This window comes from Bradyrhizobium sp. SSBR45G (genome assembly GCF_030159255.1).
In the GTDB taxonomy this organism is placed as follows: domain Bacteria; phylum Pseudomonadota; class Alphaproteobacteria; order Rhizobiales; family Xanthobacteraceae; genus Bradyrhizobium.
This window is the reverse complement of record NZ_BSCT01000013.1, coordinates 41,031-61,957: the sequence shown is the minus strand read 5'-3', so window position 1 is coordinate 61,957 and position 20,927 is coordinate 41,031. Positions and strand designations below refer to the sequence as shown.

The 20,927-nt window shown below is 65.6% G+C and carries 15 protein-coding genes; 4 read left to right on the top strand and 11 right to left on the bottom strand.

All coding sequences use genetic code 11. The annotated features are described in order from the left end of the window. Positions 1-10 precede the first annotated feature (10 nt). The 3 genes from QQL87_RS17145 to QQL87_RS17135 all read right to left on the bottom strand — a co-directional run bounded on the left by QQL87_RS17145 (position 11) and on the right by QQL87_RS17135 (position 3,837). Positions 11-1,924, bottom strand: coding sequence for a gluzincin family metallopeptidase (locus tag QQL87_RS17145; protein ID WP_284420111.1), 1,914 nt, complete (start codon positions 1,922-1,924; stop codon positions 11-13). Between the two features lie 50 nt (positions 1,925-1,974). Then, positions 1,975-3,132, bottom strand: a complete 1,158-nt coding sequence (locus tag QQL87_RS17140) for a patatin-like phospholipase family protein (RefSeq protein WP_284420110.1) — start codon at positions 3,130-3,132, stop codon at positions 1,975-1,977. Between the two features lie 126 nt (positions 3,133-3,258). After that, positions 3,259-3,837, bottom strand: a complete 579-nt coding sequence (locus QQL87_RS17135; protein ID WP_284420109.1) for a hypothetical protein — start codon at positions 3,835-3,837, stop codon at positions 3,259-3,261. 243 nt (positions 3,838-4,080) lie between these two features. On the opposite strand from QQL87_RS17135, the gene QQL87_RS17130 reads away from it, so the two are divergent. Next, on the top strand, positions 4,081-5,169 hold the full coding sequence (locus QQL87_RS17130; protein WP_284420107.1) for an SMP-30/gluconolactonase/LRE family protein: 1,089 nt from the start codon (positions 4,081-4,083) through the stop codon (positions 5,167-5,169). Between the two features lie 88 nt (positions 5,170-5,257). Here QQL87_RS17130 and QQL87_RS17125 read toward each other — a convergent pair whose 3' ends face one another. The 7 genes from QQL87_RS17125 to QQL87_RS17095 form a co-directional block, all read right to left on the bottom strand. After that, positions 5,258-6,052, bottom strand: a complete 795-nt coding sequence (locus QQL87_RS17125; RefSeq protein ID WP_284420106.1) for a class II aldolase/adducin family protein — start codon at positions 6,050-6,052, stop codon at positions 5,258-5,260. A 180-nt stretch (positions 6,053-6,232) separates the two neighbouring features. After that, positions 6,233-7,774, bottom strand: a complete 1,542-nt coding sequence (gene garD / locus QQL87_RS17120) for a galactarate dehydratase (RefSeq protein WP_284420105.1) — start codon at positions 7,772-7,774, stop codon at positions 6,233-6,235. Positions 7,775-8,018: 244 nt separating this feature from the next. Next, positions 8,019-9,467, bottom strand: a complete 1,449-nt coding sequence (locus QQL87_RS17115) for an aldehyde dehydrogenase family protein (protein WP_284420104.1) — start codon at positions 9,465-9,467, stop codon at positions 8,019-8,021. A gap of 54 nt (positions 9,468-9,521) precedes the next feature. Next, positions 9,522-10,877: a glucarate dehydratase gene (gudD, locus tag QQL87_RS17110; protein ID WP_284420103.1), complete on the bottom strand. Its 1,356-nt coding sequence runs from the start codon at positions 10,875-10,877 to the stop codon at positions 9,522-9,524. Positions 10,878-11,192: 315 nt separating this feature from the next. After that, positions 11,193-12,137, bottom strand: coding sequence for a 5-dehydro-4-deoxyglucarate dehydratase (gene kdgD, locus QQL87_RS17105; protein WP_284420102.1), 945 nt, complete (start codon positions 12,135-12,137; stop codon positions 11,193-11,195). Positions 12,138-12,274: 137 nt separating this feature from the next. Next, the gene (locus QQL87_RS17100) at positions 12,275-13,177 is read right to left on the bottom strand and encodes a LysR family transcriptional regulator (RefSeq protein ID WP_284420101.1); all 903 of its coding nucleotides are present in this window, start codon (positions 13,175-13,177) and stop codon (positions 12,275-12,277) included. Positions 13,178-14,591: 1,414 nt separating this feature from the next. After that, entirely contained in the window at positions 14,592-15,932 is a 1,341-nt protein-coding gene (locus tag QQL87_RS17095; protein ID WP_284420100.1) for an MFS transporter, read from the bottom strand. Between the two features lie 467 nt (positions 15,933-16,399). Here QQL87_RS17095 and QQL87_RS17090 point away from each other — a divergent pair, with 467 nt between their 5' ends. The 3 genes from QQL87_RS17090 to QQL87_RS17080 all read left to right on the top strand — a co-directional run bounded on the left by QQL87_RS17090 (position 16,400) and on the right by QQL87_RS17080 (position 18,342). After that, entirely contained in the window at positions 16,400-17,425 is a 1,026-nt protein-coding gene (locus tag QQL87_RS17090) for a histone deacetylase family protein (protein ID WP_284420099.1), read from the top strand. Between the two features lie 16 nt (positions 17,426-17,441). Continuing rightward, the gene (locus QQL87_RS17085; RefSeq protein ID WP_284420098.1) at positions 17,442-17,846 is read left to right on the top strand and encodes a hypothetical protein; all 405 of its coding nucleotides are present in this window, start codon (positions 17,442-17,444) and stop codon (positions 17,844-17,846) included. Between the two features lie 232 nt (positions 17,847-18,078). Then, entirely contained in the window at positions 18,079-18,342 is a 264-nt protein-coding gene (locus tag QQL87_RS17080; RefSeq protein WP_284420097.1) for a hypothetical protein, read from the top strand. Here the strand turns inward: QQL87_RS17080 and ppsA are convergent. Further along, entirely contained in the window at positions 18,339-20,774 is a 2,436-nt protein-coding gene (gene ppsA / locus QQL87_RS17075; RefSeq protein WP_284420096.1) for a phosphoenolpyruvate synthase, read from the bottom strand. The two genes, QQL87_RS17080 and ppsA, sit on opposite strands and share 4 nt — an antisense overlap. Positions 20,775-20,927: the final 153 nt, after the last annotated feature.

Sequence of the window (20,927 nt, the reverse complement as noted above, 5' to 3'; positions counted from 1 at the left end):
GCGTGGCATGTCAGACTCCCGCATGGAGCAGCGCGAAATCGAGACGGAAGCGCTTGTCGCCATCATGTCCGGCCGGGGAGGTCGTGGTGGCGCGCCCGCTGCCGATATAGAAATTGCGCACGCGTTCCTCGCGCTCGGGCTGGTAGAGCTTGGGAATGACAAAGCGCACGCGTGGATCGGGCCGCTTGTCATGCTCTGGCGGATCCTGCGCGATCAGCAGCGTGACGCCGTTGCGCAGCGGGAACGTGCCGGGGACGCCATGTCCGAACGGAACCCGCATGGTCTGCACCAGCTCGACGACCATGCTGACATAGAGCTTGCCGTCCTTGCCGGTCGAGAACATTGGATGGAAGGACGGAGCCGCAATCTCGCCGGCCTTTTTATCGAAGCCAAGCTTGTCGGCATGTTTGACGGCGAAGGCGCGCAGCACGTCGCCATTGTGATCCTTTTCCTCCTTGGTCAGGCCATTGGGATCACCGAAGATCAGGCCCGGCACGCGAAGGCTTCCGCGCACGACCTTCGGCCAGAACAGCGCATCCTCCGAGAAGGAGATCGCATTGTCGGCCACGATGCCGCGCAGCCGGAAGGCCTGCATCAAGGCATCGCGAATATGGTCGGGATCGTCGGGCGTGTAGTCGAGATGCGCGGTCAGCAGGGCGCGCAGGAAATCGCCGAAGGTGATGTCGACGGGCGGACAATAGTCCAGCGCGCGGGCGCAGATGGTGAAGAACTCCTCGGCCGTGCGGCTTGCCTCCATCGCCAGCCGGTTCGCGAGCGGTGCCGGCAGGTCGGACTTGTCGACGTTTCCTCCGCCTGCGCGGAAGATCCGGAACAGGTCGAAAGTCCTGCGGCCGTAGACGGTGAAGTAGGCGTCGAAGACAGCGGCGACCAGAATCGAGCCGCGCTCGTGAGGCTCGATCTTGGTCGCGATCTCCTTGGCGCCGTCCGATGTCGCCGGAGTCATCAAAGCGCTGCGCAGGCTGGATTGCCGCCCGGCCGCTTCGCCGAACTGGGTGGCCAGCACGATCAGTGGGTTTTCGGTGCTGAGCTGTGACTGGATCGCGGGCGTGGCCCCCTGCGCAAGCTCGGCATCACCCTTGAGCTTGAACTCGAACAGCTTGCCGCCCGTCTTCTGCAGCGTATCGACCAGCACTTCCTTGTGCGAGAAGTGCAGGAACAGCGCGGCGAGATCGGCAAACGCCTCGTGGAAGGCTGCCACGTCGACATTGGTCGGCTCCATGAAGTGCTCGCGGATGCCGTCGACGATCGCATGTGTGGTCTCGTGCACGATGATGTCGTGCGACAGACAGGTGAACACGGTCTGGCCCGGCAGGTTGCGGCCGGGGTTGGTGCGGCTGGCCTTGAAATAGCCGAACAGGATTCCGTGCGCGTCCGGACTGTAGAACGCGTTCGCCTCGCACATCGCGTGCGGGAACAGGTTGAGGCGCCGTGAGGCGCCTCGCGGCGCGGGTGGATGGCTGTGATCAAGACGAGTCCGCCAGCGCACGCGCCGGCCGAGTGCGAATTCGAAACGTTGCAGAGTCTCGCTTGCCACGGCGTAGACCATCTGCTGATGAAACCGGGGATCCGCCTCCGAGGGCGGCAGCCCGTTGGTCATGAGCAGCTTCGGATCGTCGAGATTGACGGGCTTGTAGAACGTCTTCTGGCTGCCGTCGTAGTCGAGCACCGCGAACCGCTCGCCGATCGGGCCTGGCTCGAGGCTCTCGTAGCGGACATGCGTGACCATCTGGTTGCCGACGAACTTGCCGAGGCTCGGATCGAACGCGTAGACGTTGAGCGGCCGTTCCGATGGAAACGGAATCTCTGCTGTCGAGAAGATGTCGTCCGACACCTCCTGATGCGCGGCAGGCGCCGCGCCCGATGGCGTGACGTCGTCGCATGTGAAGCGCTGTCGATGCGGCATCCTGACCTCGGCCTGCGCTGGCTAGCGCTCGTCTCTCATGATGGGCTCGCTCAATAGCCGCCGGGACATGGAAAGCCGCCCGGGGCGGTAATCTGGATTCCGAGCTTCTGCTGCAGCCCTGCGTCCAGATGCGCGCGCAATGCCGCGTCGCAGACCGCGTAGCCCCAGTTCATGAGCTTGTTCTGGACATCGTGCGGCATCTTCTCGAGCCGGGTCGGAATGGCCGCCAGCGCGGCCGGATTCCGGTGCAGACAGTCGAGCGGATCCGCAGGAAGCTTGTAGTCGGCGAAGCTGGTGCGGATGCCCCAATAGGTGCCGGTATGGTCGCCGCGCTGGTAGGCATCGATCAGCTGACGCTTGCGCAGGCTCCGCACCTGGTTGTCGATGATGCCGAGGATGCGCACCGCGTGGCGCGCCCAATCGTGATGCGGATCGTCTTCCGCTGTGATGTTCTGGCCGGCGTCGCTGACGAGCAGCGTCGAAAAGCGCTTCACCGTCTCCAGGCCGAGATTGTCATAGACACCGCCGTCGCTGAGCACCGCGCTCGTGGTGTAGGGCGGATGGTTGAGGTCGGCGCCATCCACCTTGCGGACCGGCTGATGGATCGGCAGCGTGAGCGGCGAGAGGATCGGAGGAAAGGCCGAGGACGCCGCGACTGCGGTCGCAAGCGTCACGTCGGGGGCGTCGACCAGTCCGACGCGATAGTCGCCCATATAGGGCCGCGAGAAGCGCCAAAGCACCGCAGATTGCACGTTGGTCGCGTTGATGACGAACCGCGGCGCCTTGCCGCCGCTGTCATCGGGCAGATCCGCGAGCTTCCTGCCCTTGAACAGAACGTCGTCATAGGCGGACGCCACGCGGTCGCTGATCGTGCCCGGCAGGAATATCCCGCCGATCACGGCGCCGACATCGACCGAGGTCTCGGCCATCTTGCGAAGACCGTCGACGACGATGGTGAAGTTCTCCGCCTTGCCCGCGGCGTTGAATTGCAGGTCCTTCCAGCGCAGGCCGAGATAGGCTGATGTGATCGAGCCGCCGGACACGCTGGAGATCCGCTTGAGCCGGCTGAGCAGTCCGGCCTCGTTGAGGCGCCAGAGCGCGCCGATGTGGAACACCATGGCGCGGTAGCCGCCGCCGGACAGCGACAGCGTCACGCCGTCTTCATGCTGGGTGTTGGCTGCGTCGAGATCGGTCGGCTCGATCGGCATGGCGGTCCTCCCCTTTGCCGATAGGTCGGGGTGGACGGGCACACGTTCAACGGGATTGGATATTTTTTTACATCTGGAGCGTGGCGGCGCGCAGGTGGAGGTGACGTCCTCCCCCCAGCCGGAGAGCTACTGGTAGGGGTCGTGCTCGGTGTTGGTCATGGTCTGGCGCACCCGGCGCAGCGTGATCGGCGTGCCGTCGGAGACGAACTGCAACTCGTAGGCGCGGCCGGTGTCGTCCTTGGCGGAGCAGGTCACGCTGGTCACCTTGAGCATCGCGAAATTGCCGACCTGCCGGCAAACCCCGGACGAACTCTGCGCCGCAGGCACAGGGATGCCGTCGACCTTCGGGCGATACTTCGAGTTCAGCAGCATGCGGTCGATCGGCAGCTCATAGACGTTCTGAAGCGACCGGCGGCCATTGATGCCCGAGAAGGCGATGATGTGGCTCTCGTCGGCCGGATCGTCGAGGGCCACGGTAAAATGGGCGCGGCCCTTCTCGCTGTGGAAAAACGCCACCGTCTTGCAGGGGAACTCGCGGCCATCGACCTTCGCGGTGCGGCAGGTGCCTGACATCAGCGCGTAGAGATCGATGTCGGGCTTGTCCTCCGCCGTGCTCGCGGTCGCCAGCGGCGCCTGCGCCAGGCAGGGCGTAGCCAGGCTCAGGCCGAGCGCGATGGCAACGAGGCGGGACAAGTGCAGGGGCATCCGCGGGGTGAGCCTGGAGGGAATCATGACTGCGCAGCGGTTCAGCGATGTGTCAGCTTTGCGGCAAAAAGAGGTCCGGCACCGGCGGGGCAATGCATACCTGATCCGGCCCGGCGCCGTGCGCTGCAGCGCGCGCGGGCGTCGATCGATCCCGCAAAAGCAATAGAAAGTTCCGGGCGCACCCTCTAAGTGAAGGGTACGGCCGGTCCACGGCCCAACACAAGATCTACACGGAGGAAACGGATGACATTGTCGCGTCGCGGCATTCTTTCGGCCGCGCTCAGCGGGGCGGCGCTTGCGATCTCGGGCCAGGCGAGGGCGCAATCCTTCGCGTTCAAGCCGAACCAGCGCTATCCCGATCCCGCGATCGAGATCCTTGATCCCAGCTTCGCCAAGTATCGCCTCTACAGCTCGACCGTCGAGCAGCTCGCCAGCGGCATGCGCTGGGCGGAAGGGCCGGTCTATTTTCCCGAGGAAGGCTATCTGCTGCTCAGCGACATCCCCAACAACCGGATCATGAAGTACAGCGAGAAGGACGGCAGCTTCACCGTCTTCCGCAGCCCGGCGAACTACGCCAACGGCAACACCCGCGACCGCCAGGGCCGCCTGGTCAGCTGCGAGCACTCGGTGACGCGCCGGATCACCCGGACCGAGAAGAATGGCACGGTGACCGTGCTTGCCGACAGCTTCGAGGGCAAGCGGCTAAACGCACCGAACGACATCGTCGTGAAATCCGATGATACGATCTGGTTCACCGATCCGCTGTTCGGCATCAACGGCAATTGGGAGGGCTTCAAGGCCAAGTCGGAGCAGGCCAACACCAACGTGTTCCGGATCGGGACGGACGGCAAGCTCACCGCGGTCATCACCGATCTCGTTAATCCGAACGGGCTCGCCTTCTCGCCCGACGAGAAGAAGCTCTACGTGGTCGAGTGGAAGGGGACGCCCAACCGCAGCATCTGGAGCTACGACGTCAATGCCGACGGCACGGTCGGCAACAAGGTGAAGCTGATCGACGCCGCCGACCAGGGCTCGCTCGACGGCTTCCGCGTCGATCGCGACGGCAATCTCTGGTGCGGCTGGGGCTCGAACGGGGCGCTGGCCGCCGAGCCGGTGGATGTCAACGGCCGCAAGGTCTATCCGCTCAAGGCGAAGCCCGAGGACCTCGACGGCGTCATGGTGTTCAATCCGCAGGGCAAGCCGATCGGCTTCATCCGGCTGCCGGAGCGGTGCGCCAATCTGACGTTCGGCGGGCCGAAGAACAACCGGCTCTACATGGCGGCGTCGCATTCGCTGTACGCGCTCTATGTCGAGACGGAAGGCGCGGTGTAGGACGCCGTCGACGCTGCGGCGGACTTCAGGGGCAGCACGTCCGGGCTGCCCCTGATGGACCGAATATCGCGAGGCCTGCAGCGTCATGCTACTTCGTTGATTGCACCTTCTGCTTCCACAGCACCCAGGCGCGGTCCATGATCACCATGTTGACGCCGTCGGCTTTGGCGGCCTCCTCGGCGCTGAGATAGGTCACGTCGGAGCCGAGGCCAAGCGCCTGGGCCTGCAGCCTTGCATTGACGTCGGTGTAGTAGGCGCGGAACACGGCCGCCTGGACCGCGGGACCGACGGTGACGTCGCCATGGCCACGCATCAGCACCACGGACTTGTCGCCGAGCGCTGACGCGAGCGATTTGCCGATGGCGTTGTTGCGCACCAGCATGTCGGTGGCGCCGAACTCCTTGCCGATGTCCCAGACTGCAGCGCCTTCGCCGAGGAACGCGGCGTTGTGATAGAGCGGCTTCAGCGGCGTGCGGCTGACGCTGAACGGAACGACGCCGGGCGAGTGCGTGTGCACGACGGCGTTGACGTCCGGGCGCGCTTTGTAGATCTCGGCGTGGATGAAGCGTTCGAGGAAGACGGCGCGGTTCTTCGCATCCACGGGCTCGCCGTTCTCGTCGAACTCCATGATGTCATTGGCCGTGACCTGCGCCGGCGCGATCGAGCGCGCCATCAGGAAGTGGCGCGGATTGGCCGGGCTGCGCGCACTGACATGGCCGAAGGCATCGACGACGCCGAGATCGGCGAGCACGCGGCTGCCGGTCGCGATGTCTTCGAGCAGTTCGTGGGGCACGCCGGGGATGGGGTCCTCGGCACGAGATGGGGCGACGGAGAGGAGAAGGACGGTGACGGCGATCGCTGCGAAGCGGCTGAAGCTGGACATCTGGCTTTTCCTCCCGGCCCATCGTTGTCTAGGCTCGTTGCCTCAACATACCCGTCATTGCGAGCGAAGCGAAGCAATCCAGGATGGTGGGCGGGACTCTGGATTGCTTCGCTGCGCTCGCAATGACGGGGTGGGGTCTGCGTGGAGCAACGAACATGGCAGGGTGAGCTAGATCCTTTCTCAGGTCACCGGCGCCGGGTTGAACAACGTCAGGTCGTTATGGATGCCCCAGCGGTCCGACCAGGGCTTGGTGCGGCCGGAGGCGACGTCGAGGATCAGCTTGAACAGCTCCCAGCCGGTCTCCTCGATCGTCATCTCGCCGGTGGCGATGCGGCCGGCGTCGAAATCGATCAGGTCCTTCCAGCGCCGCGCCAGCTCGGTGCGGGTGGCGACCTTGATGACGGGGGCGGCGGCGAGGCCGTAGGGCGTGCCGCGGCCGGTCGTGAACACCTGCAGCGTCATGCCGGAGGCGAGCTGCAGCGTGCCGCAGATAAAGTCGGAGGCCGGCGTTGCCGCGAACAGCATGCCCTTCTGCTTGGCCTTCTCGCCGGGCGCCAGCACGCCATGGATCGGGCCGGAGCCGGACTTCACGATCGAGCCCAAGGACTTCTCGACGATGTTGGCGAGGCCGCCCTTCTTGTTGCCGGGGGTGGTGTTGGCGCTGCGGTCGGCGCCACCGCGCTTGAGATAGGCGTCATACCAGTCCATCTCGCGGATCAGCGCACGGCCGACGTCCTCGTTGATCGCGCGTCGCGTCAGCAGCTGGATCGCGTCGCGAACTTCAGTGACTTCGGAGAACATCACGGTCGCGCCGGCCCGCACCAGCAGGTCCGCCGCGAAGCCGACGGCCGGATTGGCGGTCACGCCCGAGAATGCGTCGCTGCCGCCGCATTGCAGGCCTATGACGAGGTCGGCGGCCGGGCAGGTCTCGCGCGTGCGCTTGTTGAGCTGGGCGAGACGCCGATCGGCCTGGGTCATGATCGCATCGACGATCGCGCCGAAGCCGTCGAAGGCCTCGTCCTGCATGCGCACGATGGAATCCTCGGTGCCTTCCGGCAGCAGCCGCTCCGGCGCGAGCTTCTCGCAGCCGAGCCCGACGACGAGAATCTCGCCGCCGAAATTCGGGTTGAGCGCGAGGTTCTGCAAGGTCCGGATCGGCACCACCGCATCGGGCGCCGAGATCGCGACGCCGCAGCCATAGGCATGGGTGAGCGCGACGACGTCGTCGACATTGGGGTACTTCGGCAGCAGCTCGGACTTGATGCGCTTGATCGCGAATTCCAGCGTGCCCTTCACGCACTGCACCGAGGTCGAGATGCCCAGCACGTTGCGGGTGCCGACCGAGCCGTCGGCGTTGCGATAGCCTTCGAAGGTGTAGCCTTCGAGCGGCGGCAGCGGCGCCGGCACGGCGGTGGAGATCTCGAGCTTGTCGAGCTCGGGGGCTTCGGGCATGTCGATGCGGGCTTCGTCCACCCATTCGCCGGCTGCGATCGGCGACTTGGCAGTGCCGATGATCTCGCCGTAGCGGATGATGGGGCCGCCCTCGGCGATGTCGACCAGCGCGGTCTTGTGGCCCTGCGGGACGAAGGTCTTCAGCGTCAGGCCATCGGGAAATTTAGTGCCGGCAGGCAGGCCGAAATCGTTCACCACGATCGCGACATTGTCGCGCGCGTTGAGCTTGATGGTGCGCGGTTCCTGGTTCGCGACGACCTGCTGGTTCATGCTGGCTCCGTTCCGCTTTCGGCTTCCGTCGTCCGTAGGGTGGGCAAAGCGAAGCGTGCCCACCGTCTTTCCTATCGCTCGACTGTCGGTGGGCACGGCGCTTGCGCGCCTTTGCCCACCCTACAGGTCTCAATTGTCGTCATTGCGAGGAGCGAAGCGACGAAGCAATCCAGATCTTTTTTCTGGCTCCTGGATTGCTTCGCTTCGCTCGCAATGACGAGTTTAGTGATCGTGTCTCGTCAGCTCACACCGGGAAGGTGTAGGCCGTCTTGACCGTGGTGTAGAACTCCCGTGCATACGAGCCCTGCTCGCGGGCGCCGTAGCTCGAGCCTTTGCGGCCGCCGAACGGGACGTGATAGTCGACGCCGGCGGTCGGCAAATTGACCATCACCATGCCGGCCTCGCTGTTGCGCTTGAAGTGCGACGCATATTTGAGGCTGGTGGTGCAGACGCCGGCCGCAAGGCCGAATTCGGTGTCGTTGGCGATCGCCAGCGCCTCGTCGTAGTTCTTGGCGCGGATCACGCAGGCGACCGGTCCGAAGATCTCCTCGCGGGCAATGCGCATCGCGTTGGTGGCCTCGGTGAACAGCGCCGGCTGCATGTAGAAGCCGGGTGTCTCGCGGTTCAGCAGCTTGCCGCCCCAGGTGAGCTTGGCGCCTTCGTCCTGGCCGATCTTGAGATAGCGCTGGTCCTGCTCGAGCTGGTTGGCGTCGACCACCGGGCCGATATGGGTGCCCTGCTTGACGGCGTCATCGACCACGAGGCCCTTCAGCCGCTCGGTCATCGCCGTGACGAACTTGTCGTGGATGCCCTCGGTGACGATCAGGCGCGAGGAGGCCGTGCAGCGCTGGCCGGTCGAGAAATAGGAGCCGTTGACACAGGCTTCGACCGCGACCTTGACGTCGGCATCGTCGAGCACGACCATCGGGTTCTTGCCGCCCATCTCCAGCTGGAACTTCTTCATCGGGTTCGACAGCACGCAGGCCTGCGCGATCTTGCGCCCCGTGCTGACCGATCCGGTGAAGGAGATCGCGTGAACATCCGGATGCTCGAGCAGGGTCTGGCCGACCACCGAGCCGGAGCCGACGACGAGATTGAACACGCCGGCTGGAAGGCCTGAGCGTGCGATGATCTCGGAGAGTGCGTGTGCCGAGCCGGGCACCAGCTCGGCCGGCTTGAACACCACCGTGTTGCCGTAGCAGAGCGCCGGCGCGATCTTCCAGGCGGGGATCGCGATCGGGAAGTTCCAGGGCGTGATCATGCCGATGACGCCGACTGCCTCGCGGGTAATCTCGACATCGAGGCCGGGACGGACCGAGGCGCCCTTCTCGCCGGTCAGGCGCAGCGCCTCGCCGGCAAAGAACGCAAAGATCTGCCCCGCACGCGCGACCTCGCCGATGCCCTCCGGCAAGGTCTTGCCTTCCTCGCGGGCGAGCAGGCGGCCGAGCTCTTCCTTGCGCGACAGGATCTCCGCCGAGATCTTGTTCAGCGCGTCATAGCGCTCCTGCGGCGTCGAGCGCGACCAGGCGGGGAATGCGGCCTTGGCGGCGGCGATCGCCTTCTCGGTCTGCGCGCGGTCGGCCTTGGCATATTCGCCGACGACGTCGTTGGTGTTCGAGGGGTTGATGTTGCGGGTCACCCCGCTGCCGTCGACCCACTCGCCGGCGATGAAATTCTTGAGGATCGCGTTCATGTTGTTCTCCAGACTTTTGCGCGATTGCTCGGACAATCTAACCGATCGCCCCCGTCATCGCACGAGACAGGGGCGCTTGTCGTCGAAAGTCCAGCCGGGGATCAGATACTGCATTGCGACGGCGTCGTCGCGTGCGCCGAGCCCGTGGCTCTTGTAGAGCGCATGAGCCTTTTCGATGGCGCCGCGATCGACCGTGATGCCAAGCCCGGGCTGCTCGGGCACGGCGATCCGCCCGCCCTTGATCTGCAGCGGCTGCTTGGTCAGCGCCTGGCCGTCCTGCCAGATCCAGTGGGTGTCGATCGCGGTGACCTTGCCCGGCGCCGCGGCGGCAACATGGGTGAACATCGCCAGCGAAATGTCGAAATGGTTGTTGGAGTGTGAACCCCAGGTGAGGCCGTTGTCGCGGCAGGTCTGGGCGACGCGCACCGAGCCCTGCAAGGTCCAGAAATGGGGATCGGCCAGGGGAATGTCGACCGCACCCAGTCGCAGCGCATGGCTGAGCTGCCGCCAGTCGGTGGCGATCATGTTGGTGGCGGTCGGCAAGCCGGTGGCGCGGCGGAACTCGGCCATGATCTCGCGGCCGGAGAAGCCGGCCTCGGCGCCGCACGGGTCCTCGGCATAGGCGAGGATGCCGTGCATGTCCTTGCAGAGGCGAATGGCCTCATCAAGCGACCAGGCGCCGTTGGGGTCGAGCGTCACGCGCGCCTGCGGGAAGCGTTTTGCAATGGCGGTCACCGCCTCGATCTCGGCCTCGCCCTTGAGCACGCCGCCCTTGAGCTTGAAGTCGGCAAAGCCGTAGGCCTCGTGCGTGGCCTCTGCGAGCCGCACCACGGCCTCGGGCGTCATCGCCTCGTGGTGGCGCAGGGCGAACCAGCCGTCCTTCTCACCTTCGCCGGTCGCGTAGGGCAGGTCGGTCTTCTTGCGGTCGCCGATGAAGAAGAGATAGCCGAGCGCTTCGACCGATGCGCGCTGCTGACCCTCGCCGAGCAGCGCCGCCACCGGCAGCTGAAGATGCTGGCCGAGCAGGTCGAGAATAGCGGATTCCACGGCCGTCACGGCGTGGATCATCACGCGGAGGTCGAACGTCTGCTTGCCGCGGCCGCCGGCGTCGCGGTCGGCGAAGGCGGTGCGCATCGAGGCCAGGATGGTGTTGCAGGCGCCGATGCTCTTGCCGACGATCAGGCTCTTGGCATCCTCCAGCGTCTGCCGGATCTTCTCGCCGCCCGGCACCTCGCCGACGCCGGTATGGCCGGAATTGTCGGTGAGGATGACGAGGTTGCGGGTGAAGAATGGCCCATGCGCGCCGCTGAGATTGAGCAGCATGCTGTCACGGCCGGCAACCGGAATGACCTCCATGCCGGTAACGACCGGCGCGCCGGAGATCCCGGTACTGGTGGCTTCGTGACTCATGTGCTCCTCCTTCGTCTGTCGTTCTTGCTGCGCCCGTTCCCCTCATGGTGAGGAGCCCGCCAATTGGCGGGCGTCTCGAACCATGAGGCCCCGCAGTGGCCTCATCCTTCGAGACGCCTGCTGCGCAGGCTCCTCAGGATGAGGGGATATGCCCCAGCCTCGTCTTACCCGGCCGCTTCCCCTCATGGTGAGGAGGCGCGAAGCGCCGTCTCGAACCATGAGGCCCCGCAGTGGCCTCATCCTTCGAGACGCTTGCTTCGCAAGCTCCTCAGGATGAGGGGACAGGCCGTCGCCGCAGCGACGGCAGCCTCAATCTTACTCCGCCGCCTGTTGCGCCGGAATGGCGCCCGGCAGCGCCTTCACCAGCGCGGTCAGCTCGGCCATCTCGGCCTCATCGAGGTCGGTCAGCGGCAGGCGGACCGGGCCGGAATCGCGGCCGATGATCTTCATGCCGGCCTTGATGATCGAGACCGCGTAGCCCTTCTTGCGGTTGCGTATCGCGATCAGCGGCAAAATGAAATCCTTCAATCCGGCATGGATGGTGGCGTGGTCGCGCTTGCGCACCGCGGCATAGAAATTGGTGGCGAACTCCGGCACGAAGTTGAACACCGCCGAGGAGTAGGTGGTCACGCCCATGTCGAGATAGGGCAAGGCGAAGGTCTCAGCGGTCGGAAGCCCGCCGATATAGGTCAGGCGGTCGCCCATTTTGGTGTAGACGCGCGTCATCAGCTCGATGTCGCCGATGCCGTCCTTGTAGCCGACCAGGTTCGGGCAGCGCTCGCACAGCCGCGCCAAAGTGTCGGGCTGCAGGATGGCGTTGTCGCGATTGTAGACGATGACGCCGATCTTGACCGACTTGCAGACCGCCTCGACATGGGCCGCAAGGCCCTCTTGCTCAGCATGCATCAAATAGGGCGGCAGCAGCAGCAGGCCGTCGGCGCCGGCCTTCTCGGCACCGATGGCGATCTCGCGGGCGATCGCCGTGCCGTAGCCGGTGCCGGCCAGCACGGGCACGCGGCCGCGGGTCTCCTCGACGGCGACCCGCACCACCTCGGGGACTTCGGCTGCCGTGAGCGAGAAGAACTCGCCAGTGCCGCCGGCGGCGAACAGGCCGGCGACCTCATAGCCGCACAGCCAGTCCATGTTGGCGCGATAGGTGGCCTCGTCGAACGAATAGTCGGCCTTGAACGGCGTCACGGGGAAGGAGAGCAGGCCGCTGCCGATTTTCGCAGCCATTTCCTTCGGGGTCATCTTGCTCATCGCGCGGGTCCTTCACGAATGTCCTTGCGGAATGGACGCGGCGCGTGCACCGGTGCGCATTCCTCGCGGCGATGTCGTAGGACCAAGTTCGATGCTGGTCCAAGCCAATGACGGTATTGATCGATGTTGATCGGGCATCAATCTTCCGCCTGCTGCACGGCGAGATGGGCGGCGATCTCGACCAGCGCCGGCAGCAGCGGATTGTCGTGATCGCGCCGCCAGACCAGGAACAGCTCGGCCGGCGTCGGGTTGCGCAGCTTCAGCGGCCGCAGCCGGACGTCGGCGATCTTCAGGCTGGAGGCGGCCTCCGGCACGATGGCCAGCCCGAGGCCGGCGCGCACCATGGCGAGGATGGAGTGGATCTGGCTGAGGTGCTGCACGTAGCGCGGCAGCACCTCGGCGCGCATGAACTGCGACACCAGCAGGTCGTGGAAATAACGCGCCTCGATCTGCGAATACATGATGAAGGGCTGGCCGTCGAAATCCCGGATCGATACGGTCTCGGCCGAGGCCAGCCGGTGGCGGCGGGGCAGCGCCGCGCAGAGCGGCTCGGCCACGACGCGGCGGGTGGCGAATTCGGGCCGCGCGATCGGCGGCCGCAGCAGGCCGGCATCGATCTGGCCGGAGGCCAGCGCCTCGATCTGGTCGCCGGTCACCATCTCGCTGAGCGACAGATCGGCCTCGGGAAGCTGGGTGCGGCAGGCGGCGACGAGCTCGGGCAGGAAGCCGTAGGCGGCGGCTGCGGTGAAGCCGATCTTCAGCGAACCGCTCTTGCCGGTTGCTATCCGGCGCGCCACCTGGGCGGCGTCCTCGGCCATCTTCAGGATGCGCCGCGCCTCCGGCAAAAAGCTGCGGCCCGCCGGCGTCAGCTTCACCGACCGGCTGGTCCGCTCGAGCAGGACCGCATCGATGATGTGCTCCAGCACCTGGATCTGCCGCGACAGCGGCGGCTGCGTCATGTTGAGCCGGACGGCGGCCCGGCCGAAATGCAGCTCCTCGGCCACGGTCACGAAGCAGCGCAACTGGTTGAGGTCGAACATCAATGCCTCCTCGGCATGGATCGGGCGGATGGTAGGGATCATTAGCATTGATCGCATGTGATGGGAATGTTGGCCGGTAGGGTGGGCAAAGGCGCGCAGGCGACGCTGTATCCGCGCGCAAGGAAGGTCCGCGCGCCGTGCCCACCGCGCCCCAAATTCGATGGTGATGGTGGGCACGTCGCACACGTGGCGCATCGCCACGTGTGCGATTTTGCCCACCTTACGGCAGCGCGTTGCGGAGCAGTCGATCCCATCCCCAAGCGCATCAACAAACACCGCTGTCGTCCCGGCCTTGAGCCGGGACCCATACCCACAGGGAGCGGTTTGCGGCACGCTGGTCATTGGCATTTTGCCCATCACCTCTGCTGCGGCGTATGGATCCCGGATCGGCGCCGTGCTGCGCTGGCGCGCGTCGCGCCTTGTCCGGGACGACAGCGGAGGTAGCTTGGAGATCTGCGGTTCAAACGGTCCGCAGGGTGGGCAAAGGCGCGCCGAGCTGTGAGTTGTTTGCTCCGCTCCATCGCGCGCCGTGCCCACCATTCTCTCCGCTCGTGCCGATGCACGGTGGGCACGCGACCGCCCTGCGGGCGGCTGCTTTGCCCACCCTACTGCAGCGTTGCTCGGATTTGATTTACATCTCAAACAGCGAACGACATGGGGGCGTAGTCTCGCGGCGTAGCACGCCCGAGGCTTGCGATCAGTTCGCCTCTCGCAAACAGTGCAGAGGGCGCAGGGAATGCCGGGTGAAGGCCTCACCCATGGCCCGCCTGCGAAAAAAATGCAGGCGGCAGGTACCACAGGTGCTGCCGTAGCCGGCATTCCCTGCGCGATGGTCTTCACGCTTATACGCAGTCTCCCTGGTGCGCCGGGCTTGTTGGCCACCATCCCCACGCGAAGCAAAGCCTCGTCGTGAGTTGATACCAGCGTCGGGGTATCAGGACGCTGCGACTTCACGTCCGCGCGCTGCCGTTCGTCCGCACACCCGAAAGCATGCTGCGGCAACAACGCGGCCATCGCATCCCCGCCTCGCGTGTCGTGACGATCGCGCGCTACGCCCCTACTGCAGTGAGGCGGGATGGGCACATACAATCATGATTTCCGAAAAATAGCAACAGGATTATTTTTGCCGGAAGCCGCGGCGGGGGACGCGCTGGCGGTCTGCGTCATAGTCGAGCGCTCTCCTCCGTCATTCCGGGGCGCGCGCAGCGCGAGCCCGGAATCCATCGTGCGGCATCACGCGCGACGAAATGGATTCCGGGCTCGCCGCGCTGGCGCGCGTCACCCCGGAATGACGACGGTGTTTGTTGCAACGTCCCTGGTTTTGCAGATGGCTTTGCATCACGCGCGCGCAAAAAAAAAAACGGCGGCCCGAGGCCGCCGTTTGAGTTTGAGACCACGCAAGGGGGCGTGGTGCTCAGGAGGCTCGAAGCTGGACGCGCTGGATGCGGCCCACGATGAACAGATAGGCGAAGGCCGCGACCAGGGCGTTGATGCCGACGAACACCAGTGCACCATTGAAGGAGCCGGTGGCCGACAGGATGTAGCCGATCACGATCGGGGTCGTGATGCTGGAGAGGTTGCCGAAGGTGTTGAACAGGCCGCCGGAGACGCCGCCGGCCTCCTTGGGCGAGGTGTCGGAGACGACCGCCCAGCCGAGCGCGCCGATGCCCTTGCCGAAGAAGGCGAGCGCCATCAGGCCGACCACCAGCGCCTGGCCGTCGACATAGTTGCAGCCGATGATCGCCATCGACAGCAGCATGCCGCCGACGATCGGGATCTTGCGGGCCAGGGTCAGCGAGCCGGTCTTGCGCAGGATGGCGTCGGAGATGAAGCCGCCGAGCACGCCGCCGATGAAGCCGCACAGCGCCGGCAGGGTTGCGACGAAGCCTGCCTGCAGGATCGACAGGCCGCGCTCCTTGACGAGATAGACCGGGAACCAGGTCAGGAAGAAGTAGGTCAAGGTGTTGATGCAGTACTGGCCGATATAGACGCCGAGCATCATGCGGTTCGACAGCAACTGTCCGATATGCGACCAGGTCGGGCCGCCGGAGGCGTCCTTCGCACCGTCTCTGGCGCCTTCCATGTCGATGAGCGCGCCGCCTTCCTTGATGTAGTCGAGCTCGGCCTCGTTGACCCCCGGATGCTCCTTCGGTCCGTACATGGTCTTGATCCAGATCAGGCCCATCAGGATGCCGAGTGCGCCCATGACGGTAAAGACATGGCGCCAGCCGAATTCATGCGCGATCCAGCCCATCAGCGGCGCGAAGATCACGGTCGCGAAATACTGCCCGGAGTTGAAGAAGGCCGACGCCGTGCCGCGCTCGTTGCTCGGAAACCAGGAGGCGACGATGCGGGCATTGGCGGGGAAGCTCGGGGCTTCGGCGAGGCCGACCAGGAAGCGCAGCGCGAACAAGGCAGTGATCGCAGCGCCGCCGGACAGGAAGCCGATCCAGCCTTGCATCATCGTGAAAGCAGACCAGACGACGATGCTGCAGGCATAGACCCAGCGCGATCCGAAGCGGTCGAGCAGCCAGCCGCCCGGCACCTGCGCGAGCACATAGGACCAGCCGAAGGCCGAGAACACATAGCCCATCGCGACGGAATCGAGATGCAGATCCTTGGACAAGGCGGGCCCGGCGATCGACAGCGTCGCGCGATCGGCGTAGTTCACGGTCGTGACCAGGAACAGCATGGTCACGATGAACAGCCGCACGCGCGATCGGCGCAATTCGGCCGTGGATACGATTGCGCTCATGCGCTCCACCTCTCTTGTACGTTCCTCAAGGACTGTCCTAGAGGACATGGAGGGCCGGGGTCCAAACCGAAGCCTGAATTGATCGATGCAAAGTTTGGATCGATCCCCCCGGCTCCATGCCGGCGAGGCCGGATTGCCAATCCCGCGTCCCGCGTCGGCCGCCATGGTTGCAACATGATCTGCTCAGGCTTGCACGCGCAGGTTTGGCGCGCTGCTGCGCACATCCCGGCTCGACGCCGATGGAGCCGGCGAAGGCCGGGCGGATCTCTCCTCACATCCACCGCGCCGAGCGCGCGGCATCGCCTTGATGCTGGCGGACTCGCTGCTGACAACGGCGTCCGCGCGGCCGGGCGTTCCGCCGGGTGGACGCCGCCGGCACAGAACGGTGTGCGTGCCATTCATCCGTGCTTGTATCGGCCGGTGCTGCATGCACAATCGTTCGCGCAAGCGAACAGGAGCAAGTCCGCGTGAAGGCCGTCTACACCGAGCTGCATCGCAGCCACGATCCGCAATTCTATCTGGTGCGCGGCGTCGTCAAGCGCACCACCGAGCAGCCTGAACGGGCGGATCGTCTGCTTGCAGGATTGAAGGCCGGCAATCACGAGTTGGTCGCGCCGATCCAGTTCGGCCAGGAGGCTCGCGCGCGCGTCCATAGTCCGGAATATCTCACCTTCCTGGAAGAGGCCTGGGATGCCTGGGCGGCGCTCGGCGATGCCGGCGCGGAAATGATCCCGAATATTCATCCCGTGCGCAACGCGGCGACCTATCCGAGCCACATCGTCGGGCGGCTCGGCTGGCATACGACCGACACCTCGGCGCCGATCGGGCCGGGGACCTGGGCCGGCGCCTGCGCGGCTACGGATGTCGCCGCATCGGCGGCGCAGCTGCTGCTCGACGGCGAGGATGCGGTGTATGCGCTGTGCCGGCCGCCGGGACACCACGCCTATCGCGACATCGCCTCGGGCTTCTGCTTCATGAACAATTCCGCCATCGCGGCCGCGCATCTGCGCCAGCGCCACGAGCGGGTCGCGATCCTCGATGTCGACGTCCATCACGGCAACGGCACGCAGGGCATCTTCTACGAGCGGTCCGACGTGCTCACGATCTCGATCCATGCCGACCCCGCGCATTACTACCCGTTCGTCTGGGGCTATGCGCATGAGCGTGGCGCCGGCTCCGGGCTCGGGGCCAACCTCAACATTCCGCTGCCGCTGAAGAGCGGTGACGACACCTATCTCAAGGCGTTCGAGACTGCGGCCAAGACGATTCACGCCTTTGCGCCCGGCGCGCTCGTGGTCGCGCTCGGCCTCGACGCGTCCGAGCACGATCCGCTCAAGGGCCTCTCGGTGACCACGCCCGGCTTCCGCCGCATCGGCGGCGCGATCGCGCGGCTCGGCCTGCCGACGGTGTTCGTGCAGGAGGGCGGCTATCTCTCCGACATTCTCGGGCAGAACCTGACTGCGGTGCTCGCTGGCTTCGAAGCGGCGCGGTGAGGCGAGCCGGTAGGGCTTGGCGATGACCGGCGGACGCAGACCTTCCGGACTGCCGTGGACTGTCATCATGTGCCTGCTGTGCGGCGGCCTGCTGCCTCGCCCGGCGTCGGCCTGCTCGCTGGTCGACGTCCAGCGCTCGGTTGCAGAGGCCGCCGGCGTCGCGCAAGCCTGGTGGATCGCGAGTGCCGCGCTCGCGATCGCCATTGTCGTGGCTGACATCCGCCGCCGACGTTTCTCTCTGCTGCTCGTGGCCGCTTCGTTGCTTGTTGTCTTTCATCCAGCGTGGTGGGTCCGTCCGGACTACTTGCCGGATTGCTCATTCCCGATCGTCGACGCGTCGCGATTCGTCTTCGCCGTGCTGTGCGCGATGGTCTGCTATCAGCTGGTCCGAGCTTGGCGCGCGCGGCGCAGCGCACGATGACGAACTGTGCGGTCTGCCTCCGCGAAGCTACGGGGAATGCGTCCCGAACAGGCAGCGGCCCGGAGTTCCACGGGTAACGAAAGTATAAACTTCTTTAAGGTCCGTCGCGACAATGCGCCGCATTCTGGCCATGGGGCCGCTTCAACGGAGAATGCGAACATGTACCTGCCGACGGCGATCCGCGGCACGCGATCCATGGTCGTGCAGCCTGCATTGGCAGGTGAGCCGTTTCATGAATGAGCGCCTGGCCAACATCATCGAATTCCCGAGGACGCTTCGCGCCGAGCGGATGGACATCGCGCCGGAGACGTCGCTCGAGATCCAGCTCGCGCAGCTCACGATCACGCTGGAATCGTGGCGGCAGATCCTGCGCCAGCTCGATCGCTTCGCCGAGCTCAACGGCGCTGGACTTCAAGGCGAGCAGTCACGTCAGATTCGCCAACTGATCGCCGATGCCGAACATGCCATTGCCAGCGTGCAGCGGCGCCACTCCTAGCTCGCCAGCGCCTGCGGCGTACGCGCTTTAAGCTCCTGTTCCGCCGCCCGGACGATCTCCATGGTGCGCACCACGCTCGCCGGATTGACGCTGATGGAGTCGATGCCGAGCTCGGCGAGGTAGCGTGCGATCTCCGGATAGTTGGCCGGCGCCTCGCCGCAGATGCCGACATGGCGATGGTTGCGATGCGCGCCTTCGACTGCCAGCTTCAGCATCGCCAGCAGGCCGGGATCGCGCTCGTCGAAATCGAACGCGACGATGTCGGAATCGCGATCGACGCCGAGGGTGAGTTGCGTCAGGTCGTTGGAGCCGATCGAGAAGCCGTCGAACTGTTTTGCGAAGTCGTCGATCAGGATGACGTTGTTGGGGATCTCGCACATCATGCAGATCTCGAGCCCGTTCTCGCCGCGGACGAGACCGTGGCCGGCCATCGCCGCGATCACCTTGCGGGCCTCTTCCACGCGGCGGCAGAACGGGACCATGATCTTGAGATTGGCGAGCCCCATCACGTCGCGCACGCGCTTCAAGGCGGCGCATTCCAGCGCGAAGCCGGCGGCATAGGCCGGATGCGCATAGCGCGAGGCGCCGCGGAAGCCGAGCATCGGGTTCTCTTCCTTCGGCTCGAAATCGGCGCCGCCGATCAGGCTGGCATATTCGTTGGTCTTGAAGTCCGACAGCCTGATGATCACCGGGCGTGGGTAGAACGCGGCAGCGATGGTGCCGACGCCTTCGGACAGCCGCTCGACGAAGAAATCGGCCGGCTTCTTGTAGCTGGAGGTGAGGCGCTTGATCGTCGCGCGATCTCTGGCCGACGTCACCTTGTTCGGCGCGGCCAGCGCCATCGGATGGATGCCGATCGACTGGTTGATGATGAACTCCATGCGGGCGAGGCCCACGCCGTCGTTCGGGAGCGCCGCAGTCTTGAAGGCGAGCTCGGGATTGCCGAGATTGACCATAATCCCGGTGTGCGGCCGTTCGAGCTTGTCGATCGCGAGGCGCTGGACCTCGAAGGGCAGGGCGCCGTCATAGACATGGCCGGCATCACCCTCGGCGCAGCAGACGGTGACGCTCGCTCCGGTTTTCGCGCGCCGACTGAAGTCTTCCGTGCCGACCACCGCGGGCACGCCGAGCTCGCGGGCGATGATCGCGGCATGACAGGTGCGGCCGCCATGATCGGTGACGATCGCCGCCGCGGTCTTCATGACCGGCTCCCAGTCCGGGCTGGTCGATGCGGCGACCAGCACCTCGCCGGGCTTGAATGCGCGCAGGTCCTTTGCCGAGCGGATCAGGCGGATCTTGCCGGCGGCAATTTTTTCGCCGACGGCGCGGCCGGTCGCCAGCACCTTGCCGGTCTTTTTCAGCATATGGGTTTCGATCGCCTCGGGCCGGCGCTGCGAGGCCACCGTCTCGGGCCGCGCCTGGATGATATAGAGCGGGCCGTCGCGGCCGTCCTTGGCCCATTCGATGTCCATCGGCGTCGGCCGTCCGGCCCTCTGAGAATAGTGCCGCTCGACGACGATGGTGGCCTGCGCTAGCTCGAGCACGTCGGCATCTCCGATGCAGAATTTGGCCCGCTCCGCCGGCGGCGTCGATTCGGTGCGCGTGGTGGCGCCGCGCGCGCCGGCTTTTGCATAGACCATGCGCTTGTCCTTGGCGCCGAGCCGGCGCGACAGCACGCTGCGAAAACCTGCCGCAAAGGTCGGCTTGTGGACGTAGAATTCGTCCGGGTCGACCGTGCCCTGCACGATGGTCTCGCCGAGGCCATAGACGCCGGTGATGAATGCGACGTCGCGAAAGCCGCTTTCGGTGTCGAGCGAGAACATCACGCCGCTGGCGGCCCGGTCCGAACGCACCATCTTCATGACCGCGACCGACAGCGCGACCTTGTCGTGCGCGAAGCCGTTGTCGATGCGGTAGGAGATCGCGCGGTCGGTGTAGAGCGAGGCGAAGCAGCGGCGGCAGGCCTCGAACAGCTCCTTGGGCCCGCTGATGTTGAGAAAGCTCTCGTGCTGGCCGGCGAAGCTCGCATTCGGCAGATCCTCGGCGGTGGCCGAGCTGCGCACGGCGACCGCGACGCCGCGGCCATATTCCTGCTCCAGCTGCTTGTAGGCCTCGGCGACCTCGCGGCGCAGATCGTCGCGATCGGTCGCCGCGAACACGATCGCGCGTGCCTTGGCCGCCCGTTTGGCGAGATCGGCGATGCGCCGCTTGTCGAGGCCGGCGAGCAGCTCGCGAAGCGCGTCGTCGGCGCCATCAGCGCGCAGCGCGTCGCGATAGGCTGATGCCGTCAGTGCGAAGCCGTTGGCGACGCGCACGCCCTGCGATGCCAGTGCCGAATACAGCTCGCCGAGCGAGGCGGTCTTGCCGCCGACGCCGGGGACGTCCTCGATGCGCAGATCCTTGAACCAGCGGATGTACCCGGGTGCCGTCATCGGTGCTCTCCCGCATCGCAGCGTGGACGCCGAGTTTGTCGTGTTGCGGGGCGGATGCCTTGCGGAAGATCAAGCGTGAGGACGCGGGAGCTACTTAGATCAGTTCATGCTAGAAGTTCCAGCCATGAACCGGAGGACTCCGGACGCACGATG

Bases quoted from the DNA above. Each gene is read 5' to 3' on its own strand.
- QQL87_RS17125 (WP_284420106.1), bottom strand. From the start codon at position 6,052: ATGTCCAGCTTCAGCCGCTTCGCAGCGATCGCCGTCACCGTCCTTCTC.
- QQL87_RS17080 (WP_284420097.1), top strand. From the start codon at position 18,079: ATGAATGAGCGCCTGGCCAACATCATCGAATTCCCGAGGACGCTTCGC.
- QQL87_RS17115 (WP_284420104.1), bottom strand. From the start codon at position 9,467: ATGAACGCGATCCTCAAGAATTTCATCGCCGGCGAGTGGGTCGACGGC.
- QQL87_RS17095 (WP_284420100.1), bottom strand. From the start codon at position 15,932: ATGAGCGCAATCGTATCCACGGCCGAATTGCGCCGATCGCGCGTGCGG.
- QQL87_RS17100 (WP_284420101.1), bottom strand. From the start codon at position 13,177: ATGTTCGACCTCAACCAGTTGCGCTGCTTCGTGACCGTGGCCGAGGAG.
- garD (WP_284420105.1), bottom strand. From the start codon at position 7,774: ATGAACCAGCAGGTCGTCGCGAACCAGGAACCGCGCACCATCAAGCTC.
- QQL87_RS17140 (WP_284420110.1), bottom strand. From the start codon at position 3,132: ATGCCGATCGAGCCGACCGATCTCGACGCAGCCAACACCCAGCATGAA.
- QQL87_RS17135 (WP_284420109.1), bottom strand. From the start codon at position 3,837: ATGCCCCTGCACTTGTCCCGCCTCGTTGCCATCGCGCTCGGCCTGAGC.
- ppsA (WP_284420096.1), bottom strand. From the start codon at position 20,774: ATGACGGCACCCGGGTACATCCGCTGGTTCAAGGATCTGCGCATCGAG.
- kdgD (WP_284420102.1), bottom strand. From the start codon at position 12,137: ATGAGCAAGATGACCCCGAAGGAAATGGCTGCGAAAATCGGCAGCGGC.
- QQL87_RS17145 (WP_284420111.1), bottom strand. From the start codon at position 1,924: ATGCCGCATCGACAGCGCTTCACATGCGACGACGTCACGCCATCGGGC.
- gudD (WP_284420103.1), bottom strand. From the start codon at position 10,877: ATGAGTCACGAAGCCACCAGTACCGGGATCTCCGGCGCGCCGGTCGTT.
- QQL87_RS17130 (WP_284420107.1), top strand. From the start codon at position 4,081: ATGACATTGTCGCGTCGCGGCATTCTTTCGGCCGCGCTCAGCGGGGCG.